Raw genomic sequence first — 22,605 nt, forward strand, 5'->3', positions numbered from 1 at the left:
CTTGCCTTAGCAAAAGTGGCGTAAATGAAAGTGTCCAACTTACAGGGTTCACTTCAGAACACTAGAGTCCTCTTTGTGCTTGCGGGGGTTCGAAAACGAACTAGCAAGCTAGTTCTGTCTCACTCCCTTACTTATTTCTAATTGATTAATCGTTGCCAGAAGTTACCAACCGGGTCTGCTTGCTTAGCATATAACGGTGTGGACCAAGGTTGGTTATTTAAGGTCGTTAATTGAAGTGCTTTAACTTTAATCAAACCAATTTGCTGGTTCTTACGCAGAGGTGCCTTAACACCCTTACCTTTGACCAAAGGCTTTTGGTAATGAGTCGTTACCGTATAGTGGCTAAGCGGCTTATTTGCCCATACTTGAATCGCTACTGGGGTAACTTTGGCAAATCTCTGCCGACCGTTACTTACCCGTACTCGTTGGTCAGATTGCTTTAACTTCAAGGATTGCAAATGGTAGTTACTTTGCAAATAACGGTAAAGTTGCTGGGTAGCTGTAAAACGAGCATCCCCCTTGCCATGAGCATTTAATACTACTGTAATGATCTGGTGACCTTGATACTGCCCAGAGCTAACGAAACAAGCACCTGCTTCATCAGATGTTCCTGTTTTTAGGCCATCTATTGGAATATCTTTCATCGCCATTGGCTGACCAACAAGCATTTTATTCATATTCCGGTATGTTTTAACTTGCCCTTTAACTCTAATTTGAGATTGAACTTGGCCAGTGGTTTGAACAACATTAGGATAATGTTTTAGTAAATACTGGGCCAATAAAGCAACGTCGCAGGCCGTCATTGAATTCTGTGCTTTATTACTATACTGTTTAAGCTGAAAAGCTTTAGTATCTTCATTATTCAAACCCACAGGATTCACAATTTGATAATCTTTGAGGCCAATCTGCTTTGCTTTAGTCCGCATCTTTTGGTTAAATTGGGCCATCGTTTGTCCATGTGCTGTTGCTAATGCTAGCGCAGCGCCATCCGCTGATTTAATTAGCATGGCATTATATAAGTCCTTAACAGTATAAGATTCACCCTTTTGCAACCCCAGAGCTGAATAATTCTTATCATTTGAAATATCAGCCAACTGCTTATTAAAGGTAATCTTGTCATTCCAATGCAATTGATGGTGCTGAATTTCATCTTCAATCACACATGCTGTCAGCAATTTACTAATTGACGCCACTGGTAGTTTTTGATTTGAATTTTGTTGGTAAATAACTTGACCAGTCGCCGCATCAGCAATCAGCGCAGCCTTTGCATCAACAACATGATCATTAGCTGCAGCATTGACCGGTGATCCTATCACAAAAGACAATATTGCAATTAATATTACTGACAATCCCCAAATCAAACGTTTCATAGTGTTATTCGATTTAATCTCCTTTTTACTGAAGTTAGAAGTTATATTAATGCCCGACAAGCTTTCCACTTCAGACAGTATTGATATAGGCCTAATTAATCCTGAATGACAACCTTTGTTCCCGTTGGCAAATTATGCTCCATCCACTTGGCATCAGCCACTGACAATCGGACACAGCCATGTGAACCGGTGAATTTGCCTAGCTTAGCGGCTTCTTCCTTAATATAGTGGCCGTTAGCGTCTGTTGGTACAGAATGGAAAAGGTACTGGCCATGATCATGCCAGGAAACGTAGTAATTAGCCCCCACTTTGACTTGAGAATTAAAAAAGTGGTCTCCACGTTCTTCCTGGACGTGGAAAGTCCCGGTTGGCGTTGCACTCTTCTTCTTTCCAGTCTTGGGGTCAGTCTTATAGACCCCTGCGCTGCAGTACATCGTGTAAATCACTTTGTTACCGTCATATAAATAGACCCGATTCTTGGGAATAACAACCTTTACCCACAGGCGTTTCACTTTAGATAAGTCGGGGTAAGGAACCGTCTCAGATGACTTACGCCAATCGATCGGCGTCCGCATATGATTACTTACTGCTTCCTTATGATGACTCTTTTTTGGTGTTATCTTGCTGCTCGTCACCTTATCCGCTGCTAATCGTTGTTCACGGTGATGGTGGACAGCCGGAACGATCATTAGCACAATCATAACTAAGCAAAAAATGATGTATATTAGGTTCTTTGTTCGTCCACGCACTGTTATGTTCCCTCTACTTTCAATACCAGTTCAAAACGCTTATATTATACTATAAAGATGTCAGTATCGGTGTACTACTATGGAAGTGATCTCAATTGCGCGAAAATCTCAAAATATCCTACTTAACGGCAATTGCTTTTTTCATTGTCATTGTAATTTGTGCCAATTTAATTTCATAAGGGGTAAGTAAAATGTCAGCATTAATGAACGCCATTATTCGCGGGTGGCACTATACAATCACTCACCATTGGTCTAAGGATCTCTTGCGTGCTAATTTATTGTTGATTGCTTTAGTAGTGCTGTACCAGTTATTCCACTTTCATTGGCAACCAATTCATTTGGCTTTGTTTGTAAAGGGATGGCTCTTAATGAACGTGTGCCTGATCTTCAAAATGTTATTAGATGGCATCGATCGTTATCGTCACCAATCAAGATATTAGTTACCCACTGTTAAAAGGCCTTCAGCGTTCACATGAACACTGAAGGCCTTTCGTTTGCTCTATCACCATGTTCTACCGATTGATTTTCATGGAAGAACTATGCATTGCCATCCGTTTATGCGGATATAACTGTTTTGCCAGGGACGTAATGGCAGTTGGTGCCTCGCCAAAAGCAGTAGCAATCAACGCTACCTTTCCTGGGTAAATAACACCATCGCCAATCGCGTACACCCCATCAATGTTGGTTTCCATAGTCGAATCAACCTTGATCATGTTGCGCTGACTGTCTAAGTCAAGGGACCACTGATTGAGGGCCGCGTTATTTGACGTGAAACCGTAATTCACAATAACTTGGTCGACATTCAGTTGGTCGATCTCGTCAGTATGCATTTTCTTTAGGTCTAACGTGACGGATTCATCATCTTGAACCGTTAATTTTCTTGGCAGATATGGTGTCATTAATTTGACGGACGATTCTTTCAATTTCGTCACGGTATGTTCAAGCCCCCGGAACTGATCACGACGGTGAACAATTGAAACCTGCTTGGCAACTGGTTCCAGCATCAAGGCAATATCAATAGCGGAATCGCCACCACCAAGTACTGCCACCCGTTGACCTGCAAAGGCATCCTTGTGAGTAACAAAGTAGTGAAGCTGGTGTCCTTCTAATTGATCAGCATCGGGCAGAGCCAGCTTCCGTGGTTGAAATGCACCATTACCCAACGCAATCACAACCGCCCGTGATCGGGATGTCCGTTGATCACTCTTAATAACGAAAGAACCATCGTCTTCTTTGACAACATCCTTGACGGTTTCATCAGTAAACACTTTAACGGGAGCAACCTGCATTTGTTTCTTTAATGAATCAACTAATTGACGGCCGGTAACTCCGGGCATGCCGGCAACATCCCAGATCTTCTTCTCAGGATAAAGTGCGCCCACTTGACCACCCAACTGGGGAAGGCTTTCAATTAACTGAGCGTTTAGTTCATGAAGACCACAATAAAAGGCCGCAAACATTCCGGCAGGGCCACCACCAATAATTGTTACATCATATTTCTCTGTCATAATGTCCTCCTCACGCATCACATTTAATTGTAGCATGGTTTAACTTGTCGCACGCTTAGAAAGCATTGTATGATTTTACCAAAGGAAGTGAACCTTATGGTAAAGCAAAAAATGATTCTCGACTTAGACACTGGTGTTGATGATGCCTTAGCTCTGGCCTATGCCCTCGCTGATCCGGCAGTCGACCTCATTGGGGTTGTGGCGTCGTATGGTAATAACCTCGTGCAGCAAACAGCCAAGAATACTTGTCAGTTATTGGATTTACTAGGTCACCCAGAAGTCCCCGTTTTCTTGGGCACTCATCACTCCATGAGTAGTCAATCATTCAAAGTAATGGAAGTCAGCAAGCAAATCCATGGTGAAAATGGAATTGGGAATATTTCCCTACCAGAGCCAGAGAAAGGTCCCCGTGAACAGGACGGCATTGATTTCCTCATTGCAGCTGCCCACCAATACCAACGACGATTAACAATCGTGCCCACTGGTCCAATGACCAACCTAGCGGAAGCTATTCAAAAGGATCGCTCAATTATCGACTTGATTGGTAACGTCACTTTCATGGGTGGCGCTTTAACCGTTGAAGGCAACGTTAGTGAAGTAGCAGAAGCTAACATCAACCAGGATGCGGAAGCTGCAAACATTGTCTTTACCAGTGGATTGCCACTTACCATGGTGGGCCTCGATGTCACCCTCCGCACACTTTTGACAAAAGCTGAAACTGCCCAATGGCGGCAATTAGGAACGGTTGCCGGAAAGACATATGCAGATTTGACTGACTTTTATATTGACGCTTATGATCACCTAGGAATTGACCATCACGGTTGTGCTATTCATGATCCTCTGGCAGTAGGGGTAGCCATTGACCCTTCATTTGTTTCGATGATTCAACTACCAATGAAAGTTACCACTGCTGGTCCTAATTATGGCCGGACAATCGGTGACAAAGCGCGGTTAAATGACCACCGTCGCCTTGTTAATGTCGCAGTTCAAGTTGATAAAGCACGCTTCGTGAATTCATTTATGAGTCACCTCAAGGTAATGCTTAATCAACAATCTTAAGTAATTTGTCTCTTTATGCCAATTGATGTATGATATAGCTAAATAATTACTGGGGTGCCAACCGGCTGAGATCATACCCATTGAACCTGTCTAGATAATGCTAGCGAAGGAATCGGTAATCAGTTCAGTCTTTTCCCCAGTTGTCTTTGACGCTGGGGCTTTTTTGTGCCCAGAAAGGGATTTTCATTATGTTTCGTAATTTCCATCTAAAAGATATTATTTTTCTGGCCATCATTGGGATTATATTTGGAGTCATTTACCTGGCCACCGGTTTTATCTATAACGGACTAACCGTCCTTCTAACACCATTCGGTTACGGCCCGATGGCCAACGACATTACAATCGGCATTTGGTGCATGGCGGGTCCCCTTGCTGGTTTCATTTTACGTTTACCAGGGGCACCATTCCTCAGTGAATTTTTGAGTGCCACGGTAGAAACCCTTCTTGGTGACCAATGGGGTGCATCTAACATTCTTTCAGGACTTGTCCAGGGAATTGGCTCAGAATTAGGATTTACCATTACATTTTATAAGCTGTATAACTGGTTGACCCTTGTTCTCACTAGTACGATGATGACTGCAACTACCTTTACCTGGGATTGGTTCCGCAACGGTTACAGTCACTTCACACCCAGCATGCTTACCACCATGTTGATTGTGCGCTGGTTCAGCATGTTCCTATTTACCGGTGTACTAGTAAAACTTATCATCAATTTGTTGAATCGTGCTCATGTTATTCAGAGGATTAGCAAATGACTATTCAAATCCACCAACTATCTTTTGCATATCCCAATCAGCCAGCTATTCTGCACCAACTCAATCTGAACATTCCCGATAATTCTTTTACACTTTTATCTGGGCCAACTGGCTGTGGTAAAACCACCTTGCTCAAGCTAATTGCCGGTTTGCTTCCCAAATATGGTGGGCATGTCACTCATGGGAAACTAACCATTGACGGTCATCCCCGCATTGCAATGCTGTTTCAGGACCCCGCAATGCAGTTTACGATGGACACAGCCCGGCATGAACTAGAATTTACTTTAGAAAATCTTCAGACGCCCCATGAACAAATTGCCTCGCAGGTTGACCATATCTTAAGTAAGGTACATTTGTCGTCAATAGCTGATCAGCCATTGACGACCTTATCTGGTGGCCAGCTTCAGGCAGTTGCCCTCGCTACCACATTAGCGATGAATGCGAAAATCATTCTCCTTGACGAACCGTTCACCAATATTGATGAAACCAGTCGAAACTTTCTATTAGCGACTTTAAAAGCGGAACAATCTAGGCGGCACTTAACCGTAGTGATTAGTGACCATGACTTGCATGGTTATCAAAAATATATCCAACAAATCGTTGAATTCAGTTCTCAACGAGTCAAGATGTTAACACCATTACAAAGTCAAGCAAAGTTAAAGCAAGCTGATGATCAAGCAAGTATTCACCTAGAGGTTACGATCCCATCAGGTCATAACCCGGCTTTTCAGTTATCTAACACGCAGTTACACCGGGGACAACACCTCATTCTCGACCAAAGTCAATTATTCATTCCTCGTAATGAGGTGACTCTAATTACTGGGCCGTCGGGGTGCGGTAAATCAACTTTTCTGAATGCGCTCAGTAAGCAATTACCATATACGGGTCGTATTAGTTACTTACAAAAGAATATTAAAAAATTATCACCCGGGAAATATTTCCGTCAGGTTGGTTTACTTTTTCAACATACTGACGACCAATTCATCAATATCACCGTTAAGGAAGAAATCATGTTAAGCCAAAAGCATGGGCATAGCACTTTTTTCACGAATCAGCGGATTAATGAGGTAATTGACGACTTTAGACTGCGTAATTTAGCTGACCGGGTGGTATATTCATTATCTGGCGGGCAAAAAAAGCTTTTACAAATCCTCGTAATGTTAATTATGGGGCAAGCCGTTCTACTAATGGACGAACCATTTAACGGATTGGACCACCAGATCCAGCGCAAACTACTGAAGTTGATTAAAGTCAGCCAAAAGCAGTCACCACAAACTTTACTAATTGTCAGCCACCAGCCTGAACAATTCCAAGAGATTGTACAGCACCATCTTAAGATGACGGATCACCACCTCATCTACCAGGAGGACTAGCTATGAACCCAAGTTTAAAATTGCTTCTGCTCTTACTCATTTCAATTGAAGTTAGTTTTACCGACCGTCTTACCGCTAACGTTATCCTGGCGGTAATCTTGCTTGGTCTCTTAGTCAGTCAACGATTAAAATGGCGGCAATTACTGTGGGCATTATGTTTACCATTGATCCCAGGGGTCGCTGTAATGATCACCCTCGGGGCATATTCAGGGCATAACTGGTTCCTTGCCTGGGTCATGCTATCCCGTTTCTACGTTTATGTATTGGCCGGCAGTACCCTTATTTTCACTACAACCAACTTGGAACTAGTCCGTTCCTTGGAACAAAATGCCCATCTTTCTAGTAAATTTGCTTATGGGACGTTAGCTGCTCTGAATATTTTTCCCACCATCCGTCGGTCTGTTTCCCGCATTCAGGTTGCTGGTCAAATGCGTGGTGTTACCCTCCATTGGTGGTCACCAACGTTATACTTTAAAGCCATTCTGGCAGCCCTTCGTTGGTCAGACCAGCTTGCTCAAGCGATGGAAATGCATGGCTTCCGCGAAGGCAAAGCACGGACCGCTGCAGAAACAATTATTATCCGCAAACGCGACTGGCTCATTCTGTTCGTTTCACTGGTTATTTTGCAAGGATTACTGATTGCCTTCCCGTAGCTTTTTGGGCATAATAGAAGAAAAACTGGAGGTCAATATGAACGATAATTCTTTAACGACACGGATTGTCAACACATTATCTTACATTAGTATTCTCTTTTTACCCGTTATCTTTCCATTAATCGTCTGGATCGTTGCGGGGCCTGATCAACCCAGTATCAGGCACCATGCTAAATGGGCTTTCTGGTCACAGATCTTCCCACTATTGTATATTATTTTTGCGATCCTGGTCTTGTCGCTGTCTGCATGGAACTCAGCCTTTTCGCATCTTGGTGCGTTAGGCGGTGTCTTATTAACTTTTGCCTTATTGTTAGCGTTGTTGCTGTACATCTACAATATTGCAATGGCCATTAAAATGTTAATTGGTCGTGAATAAAACATAACGATGTAGTAGCGAGATCAAGCAAATGCTGGTATCTCGCTTTATTTGTATTGAGGTTTCATTATGGATTCAATTTTCACCATTATTCTTTTGCTAGGAGCCGTAGTAATCGCCAATGTTGTGCATTTAATACTACCAAAGGTTCCCCTGTCAATTTACCAAATTCTGGCTGGGATTATTATCGCCATGTTACCAACCAGTGCCACTGATATCAGTCTCCATCCCGAATTATTTATGATGGTGGTGATTGCACCACTGATGTTTAATGATGGTCAAAATCAATCATCACGGGTCTTGTCCCAAAACATCAAAAATATTTTTTCGTTGAGTGTCCTTTTTGCCCTCTTCACTGTGCTGATTATGGGTTTTGCTCTGCATGGTACGATGACCAAAACCTTTAGTCTCCCACTGGCTTTCCTGCTGGCCGCAATCATTACACCAACCGATGCCGTGGCCGTTAAGTCGCTTACTTCCAATGTTACGATGCCAGAAAATGTCAATACGACTTTAGAAGTTGAATCACTATTCAACGATGCTTCTGGAATTGTTCTATTGGATTTATCGCTGGCCGCGTATGAATCTGGTAAGTTTTCAATTGGCCACGGGATTTGGTACTTTTCATATGTATTCTTTGGTGGCATTATTTTTGGATTAATTGCCGGAAGCTTTCTGATTTCATTGCGAACGGCGCTGATGCGTAATCACGTTGATATCGCATCAATCGTGATTCCTATCAACATCATGACGCCCATTGTAATTTACTGGTGTGCCGAAGAATGCCATTTTTCAGGAATTCTAGCGGTTGTCGCGGCGGGGGTTGTCCATTCGATTTTATATGATCGTTTACGCCTGACATCAACAAAGGTTCAAATTGCGACGACCACTATTTGGACAATCATTAGTGACGCCCTTAATGGAATTGTCTTCGTTCTCCTCGGTATGTTATTGCCGCAAGTTGTCCGTCGTACGCCGACAACTCATTTACTGTTCCTATTATTGTTAGCAACGGCGCTATACCTAATTATGCTAATCTGTCGGTTTGCCTGGGCGCGGTTTAAGTTGGTTAACCTTAACTCTACTCCAGAGAATCCTTCCAAAGATAGCTGGTTACTAGCCCTTGGTGGTGTCCACGGGACAATCACCTTGTCATTAGCCCTATCGTTACCGATCATGATTAACAACAGTAAGTTTATCTACCGAAATGCAATTATCTCTATTTCCGCATTTGTTATTTTAATTAGTATTATTGTCGGCGCAATTGTCTACCCCCTCGTGCTACCAGCCAAGTCAAGTGATTACAGTCAAGAAGAATTTCGTGACTGGCTCACCAAAACTGTTCAGTATGCGATCAAAGAACTACAGAATAATACCGATGACCACTATAATTGTTCACTTGTAACGGACCAGCTAAACAGCCAGATGACGCAGTTTTATCACATCAATCGAACAACATTTAATAAATTAATCCAAAAAGCGCACCAAGTTGAGTTGCAAACCATCAATCAGTTGGCGGAGAATGAACAATTGGCTCCTCAGCAAGTTACGTGGTATACCACCATTATCAACCGTTCCTTTATTCGTCATAGTCAGCATGGCTTCTTAGCCTCATTAAATGCCGTAATTCACCGTCTTAAGTGGCGGATCACTAAGTACCATCATGTACGTAAACAGATGAAATATCGAACACAAAATGATAAGCACCTTACTTTCTTTCAGGCCTTCGAAATGCTTAATCACCGCGTCTACGATTATTTAGACCGCGTTCAATCAGCAGATAACATCCACGAAGTCGCCCTCGTCCGTCGTTCCTACCTCCAACGAGCACGAATCCTATCACCGGACCGACTCAGTGATCAAGATAAGATTGCGGCGATCTTTGTTGAAGGATTCCAATTAGAGCATTCATACGTGCAGGAAAAACTAGCAGCAAATAAGATTTCACAATCATTAGCGAACGCTCTAAATGAACAAATCTCCACCGATGAGCTCGTTTACGTTCAATCTTTAGACTAATAAAAATGGCCCCAACAATCATGTTGGGGCCATTTTAAGACGCAATTAAATTGACAAAATTAAGGCAACTACTGCTGGAGCAAACTGAAGTAACAGGATCTTCTTAGTGGCCGTTAAACCACCATACAACCCAACCACAGCAACCATGAGCAATAGCATTCGGGCAACCGCAATTGGCATCATTCCTGTAAATAACCATTGGCTTAGCACCAGTGCAAGGCCAAGCACACCATTATAGATACCCTGATTAGCAAATGCAATTCGTGCTTCCCGTTGCTTAGTAAAATGCTCCGGCAGGTCGAACGCCCGCGCTTGAGTAGCAGGGCTGGCAAACATCTCTAAGCACATAATGCCCATATGCTCAACCCCGATGAGCACTGTTAGAATCGTAAATGCAATTGTCATAACATTCTCCTTAGTGTACGTATTTGTTCAAGAACCGTTCCACATGCTGTTGATATTGTTGCGGAGCATGGGAATACGATGCCGCATGCTTAGCTCCTTTGACAACCCATAATTGTTTAGGACCGCGATCAGCATGGTAGTTCCGATACACCATCTTCGTTGGTACAAAATCATCATTGCTACCATGAATGAATAACATCGGGCGATGGTTATGGTGAAGGCTGTCAATTGAGCTTGCTTCGCCAGTGAAAAAGCCATTTTGGGTACGATTAATTCCACTCATGGTTTTGATTAATACCCAACTTAAGCCACTCGGTAAATGATACATGTGGTGCGCTTCGTACTGTAATTCATCATTAAGACTAGTATACCCGCAATCTTCCACGAATGCTTTTACTTGATGCGGCAATTTAATTCCAGAGGTCATCATCGTCGTGGCTCCACCCATACTGGTACCAAAAATAACAATTTGACTATTGGTACCGTTTTTAGCAATTAATTTATTGGTCCACTTACGCACGTCATAGCGTTCTGGCCAGCCATCGCCAATGTACTTTCCTTGGCTTTGCCCATGAGCACGGGCATCAGGCAGCAGCACGTTATAACCCATTTGGTGGAACATTGCAGCATATTCACCCATCCACTTTTTTTGCCCCATAAAACCGTGTAAAATCACAACGTTCTTGGTCGTGTGCTGGACAGCAGGAATATAGTCAGCGACGAGCCGATAATGGCCACTAGCTGACTCCATGGTCCACTTCTGCTTATTAGCATGAGCAAACCATTCCTTTTGGTGATAGAGCGGATCTGTTCGCGTAATCCGGTGATTGTTATTAATGAAAGACTTGTGGGTAGGTACCATTGCCACCCGGAAAAAGTAGCACGAAGCACCCAAAATAGCAATGACTACGATCCCAATTAACCACAGAATAGTATTCCGCAAGTAATGATGTTGTTTGGTAGTTTGTTTTTCCAAAATAGTTAACCCCATGTCATAATTTAATAATCAATGGTCAGAGTTTAGCACAGTTTTTCTTTTCATGCACATTCTTTTTCCCCCGAACAAACTTGAATGTTAAAATAGATATTATTAAGGGAGTGACGTTATGTTTCCAGAAAGACTGCGGGCTTTACGCAAAGGCCAAAAAATAACGCTGAAGGAATTAGCTGAACATTTAAATGAAAACCTTGGCCCTGATGAAAAGCCGAACACCGCTTCGCAAATTGGGAACTGGGAACGGGGAATTCGGACACCTTCATATATTGAAGCACGCAAGTTAGCCGAATTCTTCGATGTCAGTCTTGATTTTTTGACGGGTAAAACTGACCGTGACGATTTTGATTTAGCTAAACTCTTTTTCACTGGTAAGAATTTGACTTTCAATCACACCGCCCTGAGCAAGAATGACCGTTATGAAATCTACAACCTGATTGAAGGTTACCTAAAGGGACGCGATAATCGCCTTGACACTGACCAGTTCTATGGCAATCAGGAACAATTGAATTTGAAGTTAAAATAAGGGGTTACTATGAATCCAAAGCAATTGAAAAAGTTAAAAAAACGAGTCAAGAAAGCTCACAAGGTAGTAGCAGAGCCACCTTATATCAAGCAGCTGTTGACTTATCGGGACCTTTTTGACCGTTTTCCGGAAATTAAATTTTTGATCAACAATGCCTTGGAAGCTGACCGCTTGTTAAAGAATGGTTTACTGCCGCAACCACTCCCAACCTTATTGTTACCTGATGATATTCAAGACACGATTTTCCAGGATGTTAACAAGCAGTATCGACAGGGTGATCCGCGCGGTGATAAGCTATGGAACCGGTACTCGGCTGCCCTACCAAAGCTTGACAAGGTCCTGCGAAACTTTCGTGATTACTTAGAAGATACTTATGGCATGTGGTCATACGTCAATGCCCCATTTGCGAAGGCCTTATCGGAATACCTTGACGGTCATCCAGTGTTAGAAATCATGGCTGGTAATGGCTATATTTCAAAGGGTCTTCGCAATAATAACGGGAGCCAAAAGATCTTTACAACTGACAGCCAAGCCTGGATAAAAGAAAATGAAACTGGCAAACACCCCGTTACTAAGATTGAACAATTAGATGCATTAGAAGCAATTAAGAAGTATGGTGACCAAGTGGATTATGTCATTATGTCTTGGGCACCAGACAAACAGGAAACAGACTGGCAGGTTCTGCAACTCATCCGTAATGACTTCCCTCAACTAAAGTTATTAGTCATTGGAGAAAAAGGTGGGGCGACCGATTCAAAGAAATTCTGGCAGAACGCGCAATTGTCACAACCGGACGATCTACAAAAGGTTAATCGGCAGTTACATTCCTTTGACCTCATTGATGAACAAATTTATTTAGCAGAATAAAATCACTAAGCTGGCTAACCGCCAGTTTTTTTATGGTTACTTCTCTAGAAAGTTGTCGTCAAATTAGTTACAATACAAGAGTTTGTTATTTTCGGGAACAGCTGCCTTAGCGTATCCCAGATAGGAGGAAAAACTAAATGAAATACCGTCTACAATCCATTCTCTTTGTCTTTGTCGCGTTCATGCTGGGTTGCAATGAATACATGATCGTCGGTGTTTTACCCGATGTTGCTCATGAGTACCATGATTCCCTATCACGGTTAGGGTTACTGGTTACCATGTTTGCTTTGGTCTATGCCATTTTCACTCCCATCATTACTTCAGTAGCTAGTCGCTGGAAACGACATCATGTCTTGCTAGTTCTAATGGTGGTCTTCTTTATCGGCAATACTTGGTCAGCAATGGCCACAAATTATACTTCGATGCTCCTTTCACGGATGCTGACTGCTGCCGTTGCCGGGGCCATTATTTCAATGGTACTTGTTATGGCATCCTATGTTGCGCCACGGAATAAACGGGCCAGCTTGGTTTCATGGGTCTTTGCTGGATTCTCCATTGCCTCTGTTATTGGGATCCCAATTGGGACTGTTATCTCGACAACTTTCTCTTGGCATGATAGTTTCTGGATGATTTCTGGACTAACCATCTTCGTTTTTGCCGCGCTAGTATGGTTAATGCCTCGTGACTCACCGCAGTACAAGAGTACCCTTAGTAAGCAGTTTACTCTCATGACAGATAAACGGGTTCTATTAGGGGTTATTTTTATCATCACAATTTGTGCCGCTGATTACACCATCTATACTTACATCCGTCCACTGATTACTAATGTAATGGGATTTGATAATACTTGGCTTAATTGGTTGCTATTCGGGATGGGGATCTTCTTCATCATCGGCAACAAGTTCGGTGGCTTCCTCGCTGACCGCGGTGGTGTTCACCGTTTGCCAACTGTTTATGCGGTGATGACGGTTCTTTACCTCCTGTTAGGTCCGCTGCTGCAATTTAAGTGGGTTGCCATTCTGATCGTGGCCTTGTTATGCGTGGCTTTCTCCAGTTATGGTTCATCCACCCAGTTAATGTTTTTAGACATTGCTGAAAAGGAATATCCGCAATCCCTAGATCTTGCATCATCTCTGAACTCTATTTTTGCTAATATTGGTATTTCGCTGGGATCCTTCACTGCTTCCGAAACCGTTCAATTCACTGCCATGACAAATCTTGGTTATGTCGGCGCCCTCTATGGAATCCTGGGAACAATTTTGATCATTACCTTAAGCAAGCAGTACAAGGGAATGCAGTACATCGTAAAATAAGCTAAAAGGCATGAAACTGAATCACCAGTTCCATGCCCTTATTGTTTCTTACTTTATAAATGAGCAAACAATGAAAATCGCGAATACGAACAATACAACGTAACCAAAGAAATACCACTCTCTCATTGTTCATCACCCTTTCACATGACACCATTGTCAGGAGAATTCGCGATTAAAGCGGATGCTCTTAACGGTTTCTTTTCATTATTATTGTAAGCCTTTTCACGAGCGATAACAAATGAGTTAAGCAATAGTAACTACTTTTTCTTAAAGCGCGGGGACGTCTCTGGTGCCCATAATAAGCAGATTAAACCGCCTAATGCAAGGATGACCACGCAAACTAACATTGACAAGCGAGCACCACCAATTCCAGTAAGAACAGGCAGCAAGAAAGTCCCGCTTGCCGCTCCAAAACGACTGATGGTAATACATGTTCCAACACCAGATGCCCGGACCTGGTCATCAAATAATTCAGTCGGATAAGGATAATCAAGGGTCAATCCTGCTGAAAGGATAATGGAAAACAGTGCAAAAATAGCAATTTGAACGTAGCTTGAAAGGCTGCTGCCAATGACTAATGCTAATAGTGCCAGCATTGATAAGAAGAAGGAGCCAATTAAAAATGCGCGCCGACTGATTTTCTTAAAAATTACCGTTCCTACCAGTACACCAATCATCATGCAGGCATTGTAAATTAGCCCAGAAATATGCTGATTACCAATGTGCATATCCTTCAAGAGGACCGGCAAAAAAATACTAATTCCAAAGAAAGCGAAAGCCTGTAAAGCGTAGAAGCCTCCACCGACCAGTGTTTGGCGACGGTACTTGGGGCTTAACAAGGTTGTTACTGAAATGCTGTCAGCTGGTTTGGCTTTGATTAGCTTCAACGACAGCCCCCAGCGTTTACCCAAGTGCTTCTGAATTACCTTTTGAGCTGTCTTGTTTTTGCCCTGAACTGCCAGCCAGGTTGGCGAGGCCGGCAACCTAAAAATGGAACGGTACCCGGCCGCAATTAGTCCCGGAACAGCTGAAGAGGCTAACACAACCTGCCAGGTCAAGTCGCCAAAGCCATGAATTGTGATCCCGGAGACGTAGGACAGGATAAATCCAACTGTCCAGTAAATAATTAATCTACTTTGGAACTTGCCACTTTCTTTAGCAGGCAACCATTCAACAAGTAACGAGTTACCAACCGTGTAATCAATGGCAATCATCAGACCCAAGAGAATCCGGATAATAAATAAGATCCATAAATTAGTGGTCCATAGCTGGGCCAGGGAAAGAAGAGCAAACAGATACATGTTAATCATCAACATTCCCCGCCGGCCTATTTGATCCGCCAGACGACCCATTAGTGCGGATCCGGCTAAGCCAATCAGACTTCCGGCACCTAGTAATCCTTGCCAGGCACCATTGATCTGAATAACATGCTGGGCTTCAGCTAACGCTGTCCCGCTAATTCCGAGCGCATACCCGCAGGCAATCTGCCCCAAGATAATTGCCAAATATAGTCGTAAGTGAATTGATGAAATGGGTGCTTTCTTGTAATCTTTCTTTAGTCTCTGCATATTGTTTGGGAACGCTCGCTAACGGCTTACGTCCCAAGCATCTATTCCTCCTTCATTTATCTTCCTAAGTATACAAAAACAGACGCCAAGTAAAGCTTAGCGTCTGTTGTTAACGTGTGTTGATATTATCTCAGGTTTGTCAGCACTGTCCACATGGCCAACAGAACCAGGTACCTCACAATCCGGTGAGTTAACGTACCCCACTTGTCAAAATGTCTTATGGTAGCCATTTGGGTTGCTACCAGACCTCTCGACTCATCGCACTTATTACTGTAACATCTTCAGATTAAATACGCAAATTAGGCCCGGGCTTCCGCAATAACAGCGAGGTGTTCAGCGACCCACGCCTGGGTCTTCTTAACTAGCGGATCAACCGCACCATCCAAATCAGTTTCATTGGCTAATTCGTCAATTCTTAAGTGCGACTTATTAATATCATCGCTTTCCATTACCATATATAAATTGACGGGATATGCTGGCTCTTTATCTAGTAATTTGTTATCCAGTCGCTCGGCTTCCGCCATTGGCACATTGATGAGGTTCGTATCTAGGTGAAAGGCAACTGGATCACCCTTCCGCATTTTGATCGTAATTTCATACTTGGCAAGATGACCAGTATCAAGGGCATCCATGATGGTCTGAATTGCTTTCTTTAACACAGCCGGTTGTTGTACTTTGGCTGCCGTCGATTCAGTAGTTGTGACCTGCACTTGATTGCCAGTTATTTGGCTAATGTAATCTGCCACCGTTAATTTCATGAATTGTTCTCTCCTTACCGGATCAAAAAATGAGGACTTCGACATCCCCTGTCTCGTTCCTCATCATACACAAAAACTAAGTAATCCGCAATTATGCTAATAAATCAGCGACCTGCGTAGTCGGAATCCCATTAAAGTACTGCTGGGTACCACTCTTCTCAAGCACTGCCAAAATAGCATCGTGATCATACTTTACCCCAGTTAACTTTTTGGCAAGGTCGGCAACGTCTTCCGGTCCAAAGAAGTCACCATAGAACTTGATGTTCTTAACAACCCCGTTCTTGACGTCCATTCGAGCATCAATGGTCCCCATATCAAAGTGCTTCCGCCGCTTGATTGTAAACTCCGGTGACTTACCATAAACCCAGTCCCAGTTGTTGTAGTACTGTTCATAGATCTTATCGATTTCCTTTTGATCTTCAGGAGTAACGACGTATTGCTTATCCTTAATGTCGTCCAAACTATCCACGTGGAACAACCCCTTAATTAGGTCATCACGGAAAGTTGGCACGTCAATATCTTGATATTCTGGGGAAAGGAATGGCCGCAAATTAGTCACCCGCGAACGAACGGACTTGATCCCCTTCGAAGCAATCTTATCTGCTGGGACATGCAATGCCTTAGCAACCACACTCAGGTCAACATCAAGCATCAGCGTTCCATGAGAGAATGTCTTGCCATTTTTGGTGTACATGGCGTTACCAGAGAACTTCTTACCATCAACGAGAATATCGTTCCGACCACTGACTTCTGCAGTCGTGGCCCCCATTTGGTGCAAGACTTCCACGATTGGCTTAGTAAATGACTTAAAGTCACCAAACTCCTCGCTATCACTTGGTACCACAAAACTGAAGCAAAGGTTACCCATGTCCTGGTAAACTGCACCACCACCAGATAAACGCCGGGTGACCCGAATATTGTGTTCCTTGACATAGTCATGATTAATTTCTTCTAAGGTATTCTGGTTACGACCAACGATGATGCATGGTTCTTCATAGTAAAACAGTACCAACGGTTCATTACCAAAATCCTTATCATTCATCAAGTACTGTTCCGTTGCTAAGTTCATCCCAATATTATGGGAAGTCATTGAAACGTATCGCATTGTCCCACTCCTTATCCTCGTCTAACCAATAAGTCTGTTACTATTAGACTAAATCTTTCAAAATGTAATTTATCTACAATTGCAGTGTAGTCTTTATTGCAACCGGTTTCAATGAAAAATCCCGATAAAGTGCCCTAATTTAACCTTGAACAAAGTATAATTGAGGTAAAGAAACGAAAGGGAGTCTGTTCCATGAGTGAAACGCAATATCATAACGTTTTAGCTGCAATTGATGGTTCCAAGGCCACCAACCCTGTATTACAAGAAGCTATTAAGTCAGCCTTACATAACCATTCGCACTTAGACCTACTAACAATTGAACAAGTGGGCCAACTTTCTGATGGTTATAGTGCAACAAGTGCCGTTACAAATGATCAAACCTATGGGATGGTGGCCACGACTAAGGAACGTCTGGACGACCTTAAAAAAGTGGCTGAAGATGCTGGGGTCGACGACGTATCCATCCACATTCGTTTTGGCAATCCGAAGCGGGTTATTGCCCATGATTTTCCTAAGGACCACCATACTGACCTCATTGTTATCGGTACAACAGGGCTTTCCCGGGTTGAACGGTTTGTCCTGGGATCCGTCACTAATTATGTCAACCGGAATGCCCCATGTGATGTTCTAGTAGTCCGGACCGAAAGACAACGGGAGAATTAACTTTGAAAAAGATTGTCACAGGCATCGTTGCGCATGTTGATGCAGGGAAAACTACCCTGTCCGAGGCACTTCTTTACCAATCCGGCCAGCTTCGTCAACTGGGCCGGGTTGATCAAGGCAGTGCCTTTTTGGATACCGACCAGCTGGAAAAGCAACGGGGCATTACAATTCACTCGCACCAAGCCAGCATTCAATATGGCCAAATACAGTTAACGCTTTTGGATACACCCGGTCACGTCGACTTTGCTTACCAGACTGAACAGGTCTTGGCCGTTCTTGATTATGCCATTCTGGTAGTTTCTGCCGTTGACGGCATTCAGGGACATACACGAATGCTTTGGCGGTTATTAAAGGCCCACCATGTCCCCACCTTTATTTTCATTAATAAGAACGATTTGACCGGGGCAAACCCACAGCACGTCATAAAACAATTGCAAAACGAATTTGATGGTGGTTGCTTGCCATTAGATACTCAACCAACTGCCGCGCAACTAGAATCGATTGCCACTCTCGACGAGAATGTCCTCAACCAATATCTGACTAATGGCAAAATCAGTGATTCAGCAATTAGAACATTGATTCAACAACAAAAACTGTTCCCTATTTATCAGGGAGCAGCCCTCAAGTTAACAGGGGTTGACGCATTAATGACTGGTCTCGAAAAATGGACACAGGAGCGGCAATGGTCAGAAAGTTTTGGTGCTCGCATATTTAAAGTTTCCCATGATACCCAGGATAATCGGCTAACCTGGCTGCGGGTGACTGGTGGCGAACTTCCTGCCAAGGCTACCATTAAACAAGGCCAGAAGATTGATCAAATTCGCGTTTATAACGGTGCTAAATTCACTATTAAGCAAGTATTGCATGCTGGTGAAGTCGCGGCAGTCACTGGCTTAACGGATAGTAAACCTGGAGAAGGCCTTGGTGATATCCAAAATTCCTTTCAGAACATTCTCCAGCCAGTTTTATCATATGCGGTCGATTGTCAAGAAAATGATCCGCATAAGGTCTTAACGGCACTTCGAGAACTTGAAGACGAAGATCCGCAACTACACGTTACGTGGGACGGCCACCTGGCTCAAATTCGTTTACAAATTATGGGGAGCGTTCAATTAGAAATTCTCCAACAAACCCTTCAAGAGCGTTACCACTTAACTGTTGACTTTACTGCTGGTGAAACCCTTTATAAGGAAACCATCACAGGGAAAGTCGAAGGTGTGGGCCACTTTGAGCCTCTCCGTCATTATGCAGAAGCTCACCTGCTTTTAGAACCAGCCAAACGGGGAACTGGGCTCACTTTTGCTAATGATTGTAGTGTCGATGTTTTGCGGAAAAATTGGCAACACCAGATTATGGTTAGTCTGGGCAGTAAGGAACATCGTGGTGTCCTGATCGGCGCCCCATTGACGGACGTTAAAATCACCCTGATTGGTGGTCGTGGTAAAATTGTCCATACTGAAGGTGGCGACTTCCGCCAAGCCACCTACCGGGCAGTGCGCCAGGGATTAATGATGCTCAAGCAACGTGGCCAATGTCAACTACTTGAACCGTGGTATCAATATCGGTTGACAGTTCCGACCGATCAAGTTGGCCGCGCCATCAATGATATTCAGCAAATGAGTGGTACTTTTAATCTTCAGCAAGGTACCCAACAGGACATTGGAGTACTAACAGGGACCGCTCCCGTTAGCGAAATGCGGGATTATGCCCAACAGGTTCGTGCCTATTCTCATGGTCAGGGCCAATTAGAATTAACTGTCGATGGTTATCAGCCATGTCATAATGCGAATATGGTGATTGCAAGTCATCACTATGATCCGACAGCCGACTTAGATAACACCCCTGATTCGGTTTTCTGTGCCCATGGTGCTGGCTATCCCGTCAAGTGGGATCAGGTACCAGCTAAGGCCCGTTTCCCATATCAGTACCCAGTAAATATGTAAATACAAAACGCTCAGCACATTTTAAATGCTGAGCGTTTATTTATCTCCAAAAAATTTATTAACTGCGAGCACGCCGCTGTACCTGCCAAATAATCATCCCCAGTACAAAGCCCAGAATGGCAAATGGTAGCCAGCTAAAGCCCATCTTGAATAATGGCAATGATTGTTGGGAAAAGTGAATTAGCACTTGGTTCGCTGTCCAGTTACGAATTACTGGTGGCTGGGCATTAACCATATCAAACAGGGCTGGAATCAATGTCAGAAGCAACGGTAACCGGTACATGATGGTGGCGTGGTGAAATACCGGCGATAGCATTGCGGCCAATATCAGGACAATTGCCAATGGATACAGAAGCATCAAAACCGGCTTTGACCACATGACAATCTGGTCCAAGCCTAAGTTTGCCAGACAAAAAGACACCAGGCAGTTAATCCGTAAAAAGGTTTTATAACTAACTTGCGGAAAACGATCATGAAAATCCTGCGCAAAGGCAATCGATAAGCCCATCGCCGTTGTCATACAAGTAATTGTTGCGAGTGTCAGTAACAAGGCATTTCCAAAGTAACCCAGATAGTAATGGGCAACCTGATTAAGGGTGGTCCCTCCATTAGTAGCGATCGCAAAATGATGACGACTAGTGGTCCCCAAGTAAATAAGGCCTAGATAAATGATCCCCACACCGGCAATCCCAATCAGGCCCCCCTTCGTCGTTGCTAGGGAGACTTCTTGAGGTTTTTGAAAGCCCATCTGTCGAACTGCCGTAATGATCGTGACCCCAAAGATCAACATTGCAAAGGCGTCCATCGTGTTGTAACCCTGGAGGAAGCCGCTCGCAAAAGCATGGCTAACGTATGCACTCGTTGGCTGTGGCGTTGATAATTTCCCCATTGGCCAAATGAAGGCCATTAGAAAAATCACAAACAACATCACTAAGAAAACCGGATTCAGAACTTTACCAATAATCTCCGTGATCTTCCCTTGTTTCACCGCTAACCAATATACCATCAGAAAAAAGAACCCTGTATAGATTGCCAAGCCGATTGGCTGAAAGCGAGGCGATAAATATGGTGCCACCCCAATTGCATACGGCACGGTGGCGGTCCGCGGTGTCGCACCTAATGGACCAATCGCAATTTGGACAAGCAACAAGAAAATCAGAGCAAACCAGGAACCGACCGGCAAGGCCAGTTCGAATAGTCCCCGCGATCGCGTAATACTAATGGCTAATAAAGCAAATAGTGGTAAGAATACTCCTGATAAAATAAAGCCGCTCGCTGCAGGCAACCAATGGCCACCTGCTAATTGTCCTAAGTGAACCGGAAAGACGAGGTTTCCTGCCCCAAAAATCATTCCAAAAATTAACGACCCAATGATTAAATAAGTCTTACTCGCCTGTCGAAAGCTTTGCATAGTGTGCTCCTTAATATTATTAATCTCTTAATCACAATTATTCATTTTACCATGGAATTACCTGGAATGAACTGTCCTTCAAAGATTGTTGATATATTAAAAAAACGGGCCTTCAACAGACCCGTTTTAGTAATTATTCTTCAAATTTAAGGAAAAAGCCATACAAAGCTCCAAGCAAGTTCGCTTCATTGCCAAATTTGGCAGCTTCAATAACTGGTATTCGAATGTCATCAGTTAATCGTCGATCGCTTGCTTGTACTTGTTTAAATTGTCGCTGAATTTCCGTTATTAGGATTGGCTGGGCACTAATTCCACCGCCAATTAAAACGACATCAAGATCCAAAACAGCTTGCAGGTTGATCAATAGGATGGCTACCCGACGACAATATGCAGTAAAGATTGCCCATGCCCGATCATCACGGGCATTAATATACTCAAATACCTTCCGGCCATCATCTGGATCTGTTAAACGACAAGCTGTCGCCACCTGACGGACCATCTGGACAGCGGATGTTGTTGCGCCCACAGTCCGTTGCTTGGCAACTGGATCATCACGGTTAGTAATAATGGCACTGAGCTCACCCGCCCGGAAGTGTGGCCCGTGAAGCAAGCGACCATTAACAACGATCCCGCCACCAACGGAAGTGCCCAAAGTAACCACCGCCCCCGTATTAACTTCACTCAAATTACCGAGCCACATTTCTGCTAAGGTAGCGCAATTGGCATCATTGCCGACATAAACCGGTAAAGACGTTTTGGCACTTAAGTAGTCGCCTAGATCGAATACGCCCATATAAGCCAAGGCTCCAGTAAACTGGACCTGACCTGTTTTCGAATTAACAATTCCGGGCACACTAACACATACGGCAACGACTGACGAATTTTCGTGCCAAATATTCAACAAGGTGGTCAAAAATGCCTCTTTTGTGCGGGGAGTTGCGACCCGGAATTTACTAATAATATTACCAGAATGATTAATGCGAGCGGACTTAATCGCCGTACCCCCAACATCGATCGAAAGGTATTCCCGTTGCATCAGCTCACCTGCTTTCACCACTAATTCTGCTTTAATTATACAGCATCAATCATTAAAAGTGAGCTTCCACTTGTGACTAGCTACCACAGCATTAAAAAACACCCCAGCATCCAGCTGAGGTGTTTTCGTTTATTTGGTTGTGTTTACTGAGTAA

22 protein-coding genes and 1 riboswitch are annotated in these 22,605 nt (G+C 43.5%); of the genes, 12 read left to right on the plus strand and 10 right to left on the minus strand.

Annotated elements, in window-relative coordinates; all coding sequences use genetic code 11:
• Positions 1–137: 137 nt before the first annotated feature.
• Complete coding sequence (locus FD27_RS03160) at positions 138–1,370, minus strand: D-alanyl-D-alanine carboxypeptidase family protein (RefSeq protein ID WP_057749411.1); 1,233 nt, start codon at positions 1,368–1,370, stop codon at positions 138–140.
• A gap of 95 nt (positions 1,371–1,465) precedes the next feature.
• Positions 1,466–2,119: a L,D-transpeptidase gene (locus tag FD27_RS03165; RefSeq protein WP_235803001.1), complete on the minus strand. Its 654-nt coding sequence runs from the start codon at positions 2,117–2,119 to the stop codon at positions 1,466–1,468.
• 191 nt (positions 2,120–2,310) lie between these two features.
• On the opposite strand from FD27_RS03165, the gene FD27_RS03170 reads away from it, so the two are divergent.
• Positions 2,311–2,559: a hypothetical protein gene (locus tag FD27_RS03170; protein WP_235803002.1), complete on the plus strand. Its 249-nt coding sequence runs from the start codon at positions 2,311–2,313 to the stop codon at positions 2,557–2,559.
• Between the two features lie 72 nt (positions 2,560–2,631).
• Here FD27_RS03170 and FD27_RS03175 read toward each other — a convergent pair whose 3' ends face one another.
• Complete coding sequence (locus tag FD27_RS03175) at positions 2,632–3,627, minus strand: NAD(P)/FAD-dependent oxidoreductase (protein WP_057749414.1); 996 nt, start codon at positions 3,625–3,627, stop codon at positions 2,632–2,634.
• Positions 3,628–3,723: 96 nt separating this feature from the next.
• On the opposite strand from FD27_RS03175, the gene FD27_RS03180 reads away from it, so the two are divergent.
• The 6 genes from FD27_RS03180 (at position 3,724) to FD27_RS03205 (ending at position 9,862) form a co-directional block, all read left to right on the plus strand.
• Positions 3,724–4,686: a nucleoside hydrolase gene (locus FD27_RS03180; protein WP_057750198.1), complete on the plus strand. Its 963-nt coding sequence runs from the start codon at positions 3,724–3,726 to the stop codon at positions 4,684–4,686.
• Between the two features lie 40 nt (positions 4,687–4,726).
• Positions 4,727–4,818: riboswitch (TPP riboswitch) on the plus strand.
• 56 nt (positions 4,819–4,874) lie between these two features.
• A complete protein-coding gene (locus FD27_RS03185; RefSeq protein WP_057749417.1) occupies positions 4,875–5,441 on the plus strand; it encodes an ECF transporter S component in 567 nt (188 codons plus the stop codon).
• Positions 5,438–6,814 (plus strand): ATP-binding cassette domain-containing protein, encoded by a 1,377-nt coding sequence (locus FD27_RS03190; protein ID WP_057749420.1) that lies wholly within the window; start codon positions 5,438–5,440, stop codon positions 6,812–6,814. The genes FD27_RS03185 and FD27_RS03190 overlap by 4 nt, the downstream gene beginning before the upstream one ends.
• A 2-nt stretch (positions 6,815–6,816) precedes the next feature.
• On the plus strand, positions 6,817–7,467 hold the full coding sequence (locus tag FD27_RS03195; RefSeq protein ID WP_057749424.1) for an energy-coupling factor transporter transmembrane component T family protein: 651 nt from the start codon (positions 6,817–6,819) through the stop codon (positions 7,465–7,467).
• Between the two features lie 37 nt (positions 7,468–7,504).
• Positions 7,505–7,843 (plus strand): magnetosome magnetite crystal formation protein family, encoded by a 339-nt coding sequence (locus tag FD27_RS03200; protein WP_057749429.1) that lies wholly within the window; start codon positions 7,505–7,507, stop codon positions 7,841–7,843.
• 69 nt (positions 7,844–7,912) lie between these two features.
• Positions 7,913–9,862 (plus strand): cation:proton antiporter, encoded by a 1,950-nt coding sequence (locus tag FD27_RS03205; RefSeq protein ID WP_057749431.1) that lies wholly within the window; start codon positions 7,913–7,915, stop codon positions 9,860–9,862.
• Between the two features lie 45 nt (positions 9,863–9,907).
• On the opposite strand, the gene FD27_RS03210 is transcribed toward FD27_RS03205, so the two are convergent.
• Positions 9,908–10,267 carry a DUF1304 domain-containing protein gene (locus FD27_RS03210; protein ID WP_057749434.1) on the minus strand — a complete coding sequence of 120 codons (360 nt, stop codon included), beginning with the start codon at positions 10,265–10,267 and terminating at the stop codon, positions 9,908–9,910.
• Positions 10,268–10,277: 10 nt separating this feature from the next.
• Positions 10,278–11,258: an alpha/beta hydrolase gene (locus FD27_RS03215; protein WP_057749437.1), complete on the minus strand. Its 981-nt coding sequence runs from the start codon at positions 11,256–11,258 to the stop codon at positions 10,278–10,280.
• Positions 11,259–11,373: 115 nt separating this feature from the next.
• On the opposite strand from FD27_RS03215, the gene FD27_RS03220 reads away from it, so the two are divergent.
• The 3 genes from FD27_RS03220 (at position 11,374) to FD27_RS03230 (ending at position 13,967) form a co-directional block, all read left to right on the plus strand.
• Complete coding sequence (locus FD27_RS03220) at positions 11,374–11,787, plus strand: helix-turn-helix domain-containing protein (RefSeq protein ID WP_057749439.1); 414 nt, start codon at positions 11,374–11,376, stop codon at positions 11,785–11,787.
• A 9-nt stretch (positions 11,788–11,796) separates the two neighbouring features.
• Positions 11,797–12,654, plus strand: coding sequence for a hypothetical protein (locus FD27_RS03225; RefSeq protein WP_057749442.1), 858 nt, complete (start codon positions 11,797–11,799; stop codon positions 12,652–12,654).
• Positions 12,655–12,791: 137 nt separating this feature from the next.
• The gene (locus FD27_RS03230; RefSeq protein ID WP_057749445.1) at positions 12,792–13,967 is read left to right on the plus strand and encodes an MFS transporter; all 1,176 of its coding nucleotides are present in this window, start codon (positions 12,792–12,794) and stop codon (positions 13,965–13,967) included.
• A gap of 257 nt (positions 13,968–14,224) precedes the next feature.
• On the opposite strand, the gene FD27_RS03235 is transcribed toward FD27_RS03230, so the two are convergent.
• The 3 genes from FD27_RS03235 to FD27_RS03245 all read right to left on the minus strand — a co-directional run bounded on the left by FD27_RS03235 (position 14,225) and on the right by FD27_RS03245 (position 17,398).
• The gene (locus FD27_RS03235; protein WP_057749448.1) at positions 14,225–15,535 is read right to left on the minus strand and encodes an MFS transporter; all 1,311 of its coding nucleotides are present in this window, start codon (positions 15,533–15,535) and stop codon (positions 14,225–14,227) included.
• A gap of 299 nt (positions 15,536–15,834) precedes the next feature.
• Positions 15,835–16,293, minus strand: coding sequence for a hypothetical protein (locus FD27_RS03240; RefSeq protein WP_057749451.1), 459 nt, complete (start codon positions 16,291–16,293; stop codon positions 15,835–15,837).
• A 91-nt stretch (positions 16,294–16,384) separates the two neighbouring features.
• Entirely contained in the window at positions 16,385–17,398 is a 1,014-nt protein-coding gene (locus FD27_RS03245) for a lipoate--protein ligase (protein ID WP_057749453.1), read from the minus strand.
• A gap of 192 nt (positions 17,399–17,590) precedes the next feature.
• Here FD27_RS03245 and FD27_RS03250 point away from each other — a divergent pair, with 192 nt between their 5' ends.
• Together FD27_RS03250 and FD27_RS03255 are read left to right on the plus strand one after the other, a co-directional pair.
• Complete coding sequence (locus FD27_RS03250) at positions 17,591–18,061, plus strand: universal stress protein (protein ID WP_057749455.1); 471 nt, start codon at positions 17,591–17,593, stop codon at positions 18,059–18,061.
• A gap of 2 nt (positions 18,062–18,063) precedes the next feature.
• Positions 18,064–20,004 (plus strand): elongation factor G, encoded by a 1,941-nt coding sequence (locus tag FD27_RS03255; RefSeq protein ID WP_057749458.1) that lies wholly within the window; start codon positions 18,064–18,066, stop codon positions 20,002–20,004.
• 58 nt (positions 20,005–20,062) lie between these two features.
• On the opposite strand, the gene brnQ is transcribed toward FD27_RS03255, so the two are convergent.
• A complete protein-coding gene (gene brnQ, locus FD27_RS03260) occupies positions 20,063–21,415 on the minus strand; it encodes a branched-chain amino acid transport system II carrier protein (RefSeq protein WP_057749461.1) in 1,353 nt (450 codons plus the stop codon).
• Positions 21,416–21,548: 133 nt separating this feature from the next.
• Positions 21,549–22,472 carry an ROK family protein gene (locus FD27_RS03265; RefSeq protein WP_235803003.1) on the minus strand — a complete coding sequence of 308 codons (924 nt, stop codon included), beginning with the start codon at positions 22,470–22,472 and terminating at the stop codon, positions 21,549–21,551.
• Positions 22,473–22,605: the final 133 nt, after the last annotated feature.

It is taken from the genome of Limosilactobacillus frumenti DSM 13145, from assembly GCF_001436045.1.
Classification (GTDB): Bacteria; Bacillota; Bacilli; order Lactobacillales; family Lactobacillaceae; genus Limosilactobacillus; species Limosilactobacillus frumenti.

Excerpts from the sequence above, each read along its gene's own strand:
- FD27_RS03160 (WP_057749411.1), bottom strand. The coding sequence starts at position 1,370 with ATGAAACGTTTGATTTGGGGATTGTCAGTAATATTAATTGCAATATTG.
- FD27_RS03170 (WP_235803002.1), top strand. The coding sequence starts at position 2,311 with ATGTCAGCATTAATGAACGCCATTATTCGCGGGTGGCACTATACAATC.
- FD27_RS03175 (WP_057749414.1), bottom strand. The coding sequence starts at position 3,627 with ATGACAGAGAAATATGATGTAACAATTATTGGTGGTGGCCCTGCCGGA.
- FD27_RS03180 (WP_057750198.1), top strand. The coding sequence starts at position 3,724 with ATGGTAAAGCAAAAAATGATTCTCGACTTAGACACTGGTGTTGATGAT.
- FD27_RS03185 (WP_057749417.1), top strand. The coding sequence starts at position 4,875 with ATGTTTCGTAATTTCCATCTAAAAGATATTATTTTTCTGGCCATCATT.
- FD27_RS03190 (WP_057749420.1), top strand. The coding sequence starts at position 5,438 with ATGACTATTCAAATCCACCAACTATCTTTTGCATATCCCAATCAGCCA.
- FD27_RS03195 (WP_057749424.1), top strand. The coding sequence starts at position 6,817 with ATGAACCCAAGTTTAAAATTGCTTCTGCTCTTACTCATTTCAATTGAA.
- FD27_RS03200 (WP_057749429.1), top strand. The coding sequence starts at position 7,505 with ATGAACGATAATTCTTTAACGACACGGATTGTCAACACATTATCTTAC.
- FD27_RS03205 (WP_057749431.1), top strand. The coding sequence starts at position 7,913 with ATGGATTCAATTTTCACCATTATTCTTTTGCTAGGAGCCGTAGTAATC.
- FD27_RS03210 (WP_057749434.1), bottom strand. The coding sequence starts at position 10,267 with ATGACAATTGCATTTACGATTCTAACAGTGCTCATCGGGGTTGAGCAT.
- FD27_RS03215 (WP_057749437.1), bottom strand. The coding sequence starts at position 11,258 with ATGGGGTTAACTATTTTGGAAAAACAAACTACCAAACAACATCATTAC.
- FD27_RS03220 (WP_057749439.1), top strand. The coding sequence starts at position 11,374 with ATGTTTCCAGAAAGACTGCGGGCTTTACGCAAAGGCCAAAAAATAACG.
- FD27_RS03225 (WP_057749442.1), top strand. The coding sequence starts at position 11,797 with ATGAATCCAAAGCAATTGAAAAAGTTAAAAAAACGAGTCAAGAAAGCT.
- FD27_RS03230 (WP_057749445.1), top strand. The coding sequence starts at position 12,792 with ATGAAATACCGTCTACAATCCATTCTCTTTGTCTTTGTCGCGTTCATG.
- FD27_RS03235 (WP_057749448.1), bottom strand. The coding sequence starts at position 15,535 with ATGCAGAGACTAAAGAAAGATTACAAGAAAGCACCCATTTCATCAATT.
- FD27_RS03240 (WP_057749451.1), bottom strand. The coding sequence starts at position 16,293 with ATGAAATTAACGGTGGCAGATTACATTAGCCAAATAACTGGCAATCAA.
- FD27_RS03245 (WP_057749453.1), bottom strand. The coding sequence starts at position 17,398 with ATGCGATACGTTTCAATGACTTCCCATAATATTGGGATGAACTTAGCA.
- FD27_RS03250 (WP_057749455.1), top strand. The coding sequence starts at position 17,591 with ATGAGTGAAACGCAATATCATAACGTTTTAGCTGCAATTGATGGTTCC.
- brnQ (WP_057749461.1), bottom strand. The coding sequence starts at position 21,415 with ATGCAAAGCTTTCGACAGGCGAGTAAGACTTATTTAATCATTGGGTCG.